The sequence below is a fragment of the Terriglobales bacterium genome (assembly GCA_035651655.1).
Classification (GTDB): Bacteria; Acidobacteriota; Terriglobia; order Terriglobales; family Acidobacteriaceae; genus DASRFG01.
This window is the reverse complement of the sequence record DASRFG010000018.1, coordinates 1-3,875: the sequence shown is the minus strand read 5'-3', so window position 1 is coordinate 3,875 and position 3,875 is coordinate 1. Positions and strand designations below refer to the sequence as shown.

Annotated in this window: 4 protein-coding genes; 1 reads left to right on the top strand and 3 read right to left on the bottom strand. The window is 55.9% G+C overall.

The window, feature by feature from the left end; translation table 11 throughout:
- Positions 1-1,058: vanadium-dependent haloperoxidase (locus VFA76_07460; GenBank protein HZR31675.1), on the bottom strand; the 1,058-nt coding region annotated here is incomplete at its 3' end.
- Complete coding sequence (locus VFA76_07455) at positions 1,058-1,489, bottom strand: hypothetical protein (protein ID HZR31674.1); 432 nt, start codon at positions 1,487-1,489, stop codon at positions 1,058-1,060. The genes VFA76_07455 and VFA76_07460, both read right to left, overlap by 1 nt.
- Before the next feature lie 210 nt (positions 1,490-1,699).
- On the opposite strand from VFA76_07455, the gene VFA76_07450 reads away from it, so the two are divergent.
- Positions 1,700-3,622, top strand: a complete 1,923-nt coding sequence (locus VFA76_07450) for a tetratricopeptide repeat protein (protein ID HZR31673.1) — start codon at positions 1,700-1,702, stop codon at positions 3,620-3,622.
- Between the two features lie 60 nt (positions 3,623-3,682).
- Here the strand turns inward: VFA76_07450 and VFA76_07445 are convergent.
- A partial coding sequence (locus VFA76_07445; GenBank protein ID HZR31672.1) for a hypothetical protein occupies positions 3,683-3,875 on the bottom strand: 193 nt, incomplete at its 5' end.

The window sequence follows — 3,875 nt, the reverse complement described above, 5'->3', positions numbered from 1 at the left end:
CTGTTTACAGAAAATTTCACATTAGGCGTGCCGAAGAAATTTTCCAACGTCCCGGCTATCGCGCCGGTGGCACACCCATGAGCGGCGGGGAATTCCGGATGGGGCGGGGTAGGTGCGAGCGGGAGCCAGGTCGGATCAGCTTCGGTATCCGGATTACCGTCTAGGTCGCCGTTTGGAATTGCAGTTACCGGGCGCCAGAAGCTGAAGTGATACTTGGCGTTGAAACAACCGATACCTCCGTCCGTGAAGGCCACCGATAGCATAGCCAGCAATCTAGCGGATTTTGAGAGGTTGAGATGGCGATCGATCGCCATCTGACGGAAGGCGCCAAAAAAGGTGGCCACTGGATTTGCCGTCCAAAACAATGCGATTTCTGTTTGTGCAGCTGTCCGTACGCTGCTGTTGGCCGCTCCAAGCAGTTTCACCTCATTGTATTCCTGCGCCCATTGCGCGCTCCCCAAGTCCGGCGGACCGTTTGCCGGCAGGAACTGGGAAGCGCTCTGCATAGTGAAAGGAACCACCTGACCCACCCACGCCGGCACAGGCGGCACGAAAGTTGGCGGAGTGGGGATCCAGACTCCAGGTACAGGAGAGGTAGGGTACGTATAGGGAACGTTCGCATTCCTTCCATCGCCGGTCCGCAGGGCCACGATTCTGGCTGCTGCAATTTGCCCGATCGCAATGCCGCTGGCCTTCTTTTGACCGTCGGGGATGGCTGCAATCGCCGAATCATATTGGCTTTGCAACGTCACCGATTGCGCCGGGAAGTAGTAGAGCAAGGTTTGGTAAGCTGCCGAAATCGCGGCTGCCTCCCCTGAAGCATCTCTGGGACCGTGGAATTCGGGCCCGTACTGTTGATAACGCCCATCAATTGCATTCACAGCATCGTACATGGCGAGATGAACGTAGGTGAGATATAACTGGGTACCGGTGGTGGTTAGAGCTGTGGTCAGGGCGATCTGGTTCCAGTCCACGATAGGATTCGCCGCCCGGGCTCGGCCCGCAATTGCGACCGCCAGCACTAGCATCGTGATCAAAGTTCTGAGTCTCGTTTTCATTATTTTCCACCTTTGCCGCCGTCAGTGCTGACAATGACTGCCATGGACTTAGCATCGCTCTTTCTGGCCATCTCCCTTTCTTGGCGCCCGATCGGCACCTCGCGACCCCGGTTTTGTCCCCCAACCCAGAGCTGGGCGAGGAAGTATCGGTTGTCGTAGCGGCGAAAGACGAGCTTCGTCTGCGGTGAGGCATCGAGGGTTTGAATATATCCTGCGAACACGAGAATCGTATGGCGGTCACTGCCCCGAAGTTGCAACATTCCTGGCGCTCTGTCTTCGGTGACGTAGTATTCACCGGCTGCTAGAACCGTTTTTCCCGCGACAAAATTAAAGGGAACATTGAACGTGCTCAGCCTGGACTGAGCGTAAGCTGAACCAGCCGATAGCAGCAGGACGATCGCTGCAGCGGCCATTGACAAGTGTCTCTTCATGAAAATCTCTTTTCTGTGCTCCCTGTCGGAAACATCTAACAAGAGCACGTCACTCTTTTGCCCTATCGCGGCAAAACCTACAACGCACGAGCGTGTCCATCGTGTGTCCCGAGCTATGCCGCTGGCCCGAAGGTACTTAGTGACAACTCTCCCGCGTCGCTGGGCTTTACGAATGGGCGAGGAGTAGACTCCTTCTATGTGGCGGTGTGTATGAGTACTTCTGCTTCCAGCCGGATTTTGCGATTCGGCCCCTTCGAAACGGAGGTGCAAGCGGGCGAGTTGCGTAAGCGCGGACTCAAGGTCAGGCTTCAAGAGCAGCCCTTTCAGATTCTCGTTATGCTTCTGGAACGACCTGGAGAATTAGTCACGCGTCAGGAGATCCACCAGAAGCTTTGGCCAGCCGATACGTTCGTTGACTTCGACCACGGTCTTAACAATGCCATCAATCGCCTGCGTGAGGCGCTGGGCGACTCCGCCGAAACACCACGGTTCATTGAGACCCTGCCCAAAAAGGGCTACCGTTTCATTGCGGCGGTTACCGGGGATCAGCCGCCGGCCGAGGCTGAGTATCCGGCAGTAGAGGGCACGCCGGTAGCTAAGCCTGTCACGATTCCTGACAATATTGAGGAAGTATCGAAGGCTCAACCACGATTTCTCGTCACAACCCTCGTCTGCTGTTTTGCACTGGGGCTGGCGGCAATCGCCTTTCTCGGCTGGCGGCGTATCCGCGCCGGTCCTCCTCCTGTTTCGGGGCACGTCATGTTGGCGGTCCTTCCCTTTCAGAATTTAAGCGGGGATCCGAGTCAGGACTATTTCAGTGACGGGCTGACCGAGGAGATGATTGGTCAACTGGGAGCATTAAGCCCCGACCAACTTGGCGTAATCGCTCGCACCACGACGATGGCCTACAAGCATAGCTCGAAGAGCGTGAAACAGATTGGAAGCGAATTGGGCGTCGGCTATGTCCTCGAAAGCAGCGTCCGTCGCGATGGGAACCAGGTACGGATCAGCGTGCAACTCATCCGGGTTAATGACCAAGTGCATGTGTGGGCACATAGCTACGACCGGCACATCAGTCACTCGATTGAATTGCAAGAAGAGGTAGCCCAGGCGGTAGCGGAACAGATCGAAGTAAAGCTCAGTCCGACTTACAGTGGCCGTGCGAAAGCGCATCCACTCGACGCTGAGGCAAACGAAGCCTATCTGCGGGGGCGGTTCTTCTGGAACCAATTTACGCCGGAAGGCTACCGGAAGGCGATTACGTACTTCGAGAAAGCCATCGAGCGCGACCCGAACTTTGCGGAAGCCTATTCTGGGGTAGCCGACGCTTATCATTTCCTAGTAATAACGGATTCCATGCCGACAAGGGATGGTAACCCTAAAGGCCTCGAGGCGGCACGCCGGGCCGTGTCTTTGGGAGACAATCTGGCAGAATCGCACGTTTCGCTCGCCTTGGCGCTGTCCCGATCGGAATGGAACTGGTCTGGAGCCGAGGACGAGTTAAAACGAGCAATTGCGCTGAATCCCAGTTACTCGATGGCGCACCGCATCTATGCCGCCCTTTTTGGCTCAACCGGACGTCACCATGAAGCAGTACAACAAATAAACGAGGCCATGCGACTGGACCCCCTATCTCTGCCTAATAATGCGGAAGTAGTTCGAACTCTGTATTACGCCCGCAACTATGATCAAGCGGTTTGGCAGGGTCAAAAAGCGCTGCAGCTAGATCCCAACTACAGCAGGACCTACTTTTGGCTGGGGCGAGTTTATTCGCAGAAGGGAATGCACCGGGAAGCCATTGCAACCTCGGAGAAGATCCTTCAATCAATGCCCGACAGTACGCTCGGGCTGACCGAAATGGCATACAGCCTTGCTGCCGCCGGCCGCCAAACTGAGGCCCGCCAGATCTTGGGGCGGCTGCAAGAGAGGTCTAAGAATACTTTCGTGCCGGCGTACAACTTGGCCGTAGTGCACATCGCTCTCAAGGACAACCAAGTAGCCATGAGGTACATGCAGGAGGCCTTTAAGAACCGTGAATGGCCGATGGTGGTTCTCGCGGAGGAACCTCGCCTGGATCCCCTGCGGAAAGACCCTCGGTTTCAAGAGATTCTAGCCAAACTCAAATTGCAGTGAAAAACCCCTTTGCCTGTCTCCTCCTGCAATCCGGACCGACCTCGCCGTCTGAGACGAACTTCAAAACCGGATGCTGTAGCCGGTAAGAACCAGGTACTTTGCCAAGTCTCCGCCACCCAGGCGGTTGTCTTCGATGTCGGCCACGCTCCGCTTGAAGTCCTGATGGATACGAACCGGTGTATTTACCCAAAAAGTGTGGCGGCCATGGGTAAATGTCACGCCCGGATCGATAAACAGGGTGTAACCCGGTCTG

What these genes read in the sequence shown, in the direction of transcription:
- VFA76_07455 (HZR31674.1), bottom strand. Translation starts at nt 1,489, where the DNA reads ATGAAGAGACACTTGTCAATGGCCGCTGCAGCGATCGTCCTGCTGCTA.
- VFA76_07450 (HZR31673.1), top strand. Translation starts at nt 1,700, where the DNA reads ATGAGTACTTCTGCTTCCAGCCGGATTTTGCGATTCGGCCCCTTCGAA.